Origin of the sequence: Streptomyces poriferorum, from assembly GCF_019399235.1 — a bacterium.
Taxonomy (GTDB): domain Bacteria; phylum Actinomycetota; class Actinomycetes; order Streptomycetales; family Streptomycetaceae; genus Streptomyces; species Streptomyces poriferorum.
Window position 1 is genome coordinate 1 of record NZ_JAELVH010000488.1, and the last position, 2,449, is coordinate 2,449.

Sequence of the window (2,449 nt, forward strand, 5' to 3'; positions counted from 1 at the left end):
GATATCCGGATCAGTACGTCAGTGTTCTTAACGCACGGGTGCTCGGGCGGTTACGGGGCGGGGGAACTTCCTGGATCGGCGGGTGGGGCGCTGTGTAGAGTGAGGGCTCGCGCGCGTGCTCGTAGCCGTGTGCAGCGCCGCCTTAGCTCAGTTGGAAGAGCTCTCCACTTGTAATGGAACGGTCGTCGGTTCGATTCCGACAGGCGGCTCAAAACCCCAGGTCAGTACCCTGCTGACCTGGGATTTTTTTGTGCCCGAACCCGCTCACCCCCGCCCCGACAGCCGGTCCGCGATCTTCGCGATGCGGTCGGTGCCGGGGCGCGGGGAGGTGAGTTCCCTGCGGTCGGCGGCGCGGTAGGCGGCGTACATGCCGTGGACGCCGAGCCAGCGCAGGGGTTCGGGTTCCCAGCGGCGGACGCGGTGGTTGACCCAGGGGAGGGCGGTCAGTTCGGTGGGGCCGGACTGGCCGGAGTCCTGCTGGATGAGGTCGCGCAGGGTGCGGGCGGCGAGGTTGGTGGTGGCGACGCCCGAGCCGACGTAGCCGCCGGCCCAGCCGAGGCCGGTGGAGCGGTCGAGGGTGGCGGTCGCGCACCAGTCGCGGGGGACGCCGAGGACGCCGGACCAGGCGTGGGCGATCGGGGTGCCGGCGGTGGTGGGGAAGAGGCGGATGAGGAGTTCGCGCAGGGCCTCGATGGTCGCGGGCTGGGTGCGGCCGTCGTTGTCGGTGGCGGAGCCGTAGCGGTACGGGTAGCCGCGGCCGCCCAGGGCGATGCGGTCGTCGGCGGTGCGCTGGGCGTGCGTGCGCCATGTCGCCGAGGGTTTCGCGGCCTTCCCAGCCGATGGTGTCCCAGACCGAGGCGGGGAGGGGCTCGGTGATGATCATGGAGGAGTTCATCGGGAGCCAGGTGCGCTTCTGGCCCTTGAGGTTCGCGGTGAAGCCTTCGGTGCAGCGCAGGACGTACGGGGCGCGGACGGTGCCGTAGGGGGTGACGGCGTGTTTGGGCCTGATCTCGGTGACGGGGGTCGACTCGTGGATCGTGACGCCGAGCGCCTCCACGGTGTCGGCGAGGCCGGTGACCAGCTTCGCGGGGTGCAGGCGGGCGCCGTGCGGGGTCCAGGTGGAGCCGACGGCGCCGTTGACGCGGATGCGTTCCGAGGTCTCGCGGGCGCCGTGCAGGGTGCGGTCGGTCTCGCCGAAGGCGATCTCGACGCTGTGGAAGTCCTTGAGGCGGGCGAGTTGGGCGGGTGTGTACGCGACTTCGAGGACGCCGCCCCGGTGGATGTCGGCGTCGATCTTCTCTTCGGCCGCGACGCGGATGACCTCGTCGACGGTGTCGTTCATCGCCTGCTGGAGGCGGACGGCTGCGTCGTGGCCGTGGAGTTTCGCGTAGCGGTCGCGGCCGGCGATGCCGTTGTAGAGCCAGCCGCCGTTGCGTCCGGAGGCGCCGTAGCCGCAGAACTTGGCTTCCAGGACCGTGATGTTGAGGAAGGGGACGGCCTTCTTGAGGTAGTACGCCGTCCAGAGTCCGGTGTATCCGCCGCCGACGATGCAGACGTCGGCGGTGCTGTCGCCGGGCAGGGGTTCGCGGGGGGTCGGGGTGCCTCGGTCCGCGTACCAGAACGATATGCCGCCGTTGACGGTGCTGACGGTGCTCATGTTGCCCCTGCTTGTCCGTGTGGGTGAGGTGCTCCTGGCGGGACGCTACTTCGCAGGGGCCGGTTTCGTCTCGGGGCGGGTGCGGGTGAGCGGGTAGCAGGCGAGACCGATGAGGGCTGCGGTGAAGTGGCCGACGTCGGTGAAGGTGGCGCCGGTGACGAGCGGGACGGCGTAGATGACGAGGACGGCGAAGAGGTAGACGTACCGCCAGGGGCGTGCCACGTAGTAGGTGAGCACGGCGACGATGCCGGCGAGGGCGTAACTGACGCCGACGTCGAGGGTGTTGACGGCGGTCGCGGGGGCGTGGCCGTGCTGGATGGCCCAGGCGAGGACACCTTCGCTGACGAGGGTGGCGAGGACGTGGGCGGTGGCGGCGACGGTGAGCCAGCGCAGGGTGCCGAGGCGGCGTTCGGCGGGGGCGTGGAAGACGGTGTAGAGGACGGCGTACGGGAGCCAGGTGCCGCTGTCGATCCAGAAGGCGCTGCTGATGAGGACGCGGACGGGGTTGCGGGAGAGCTCGTGGATGTTGGTGGACCGCTGGCGGAGGAAGTCCTCCTCGAAGGCGGGTGACATCTGGTGGACGATGACGGTGGTGACGAAGAGGACGGTCAGCCAGGTGTACGTGCCGGGTGCGCTGCGGACCCATGAGCCGGCGCCGCGGATCCACGTGGCGGGTGCGGAGCGGGGCCGTGTGGGCGGGGCGGGGTGGCTCGGGGTCATAGCCGATTGACGCACGCTCCTAGGATCGGTGGCGTGATTGACATTCCGGATGCGCTGATCGCCACTCAGACC

General features: G+C 70.0%; 1 protein-coding gene, 1 tRNA gene and 1 pseudogene. 1 reads left to right on the forward strand and 2 read right to left on the reverse strand.

All coding sequences use genetic code 11. The features are described from left to right. Window positions 1-136: 136 nt before the first annotated feature. Window positions 137-209: transfer RNA gene (locus tag JGS39_RS38790), tRNA-Thr, on the forward strand. Between the two features lie 55 nt (window positions 210-264). Here the strand turns inward: JGS39_RS38790 and JGS39_RS38795 are convergent. Continuing rightward, window positions 265-1,657: pseudogene (locus JGS39_RS38795) on the reverse strand (NAD(P)/FAD-dependent oxidoreductase). 45 nt (window positions 1,658-1,702) lie between these two features. Then, a complete protein-coding gene (locus JGS39_RS38800; RefSeq protein ID WP_219574469.1) occupies window positions 1,703-2,377 on the reverse strand; it encodes a rhomboid-like protein in 675 nt (224 codons plus the stop codon). Window positions 2,378-2,449: the final 72 nt, after the last annotated feature.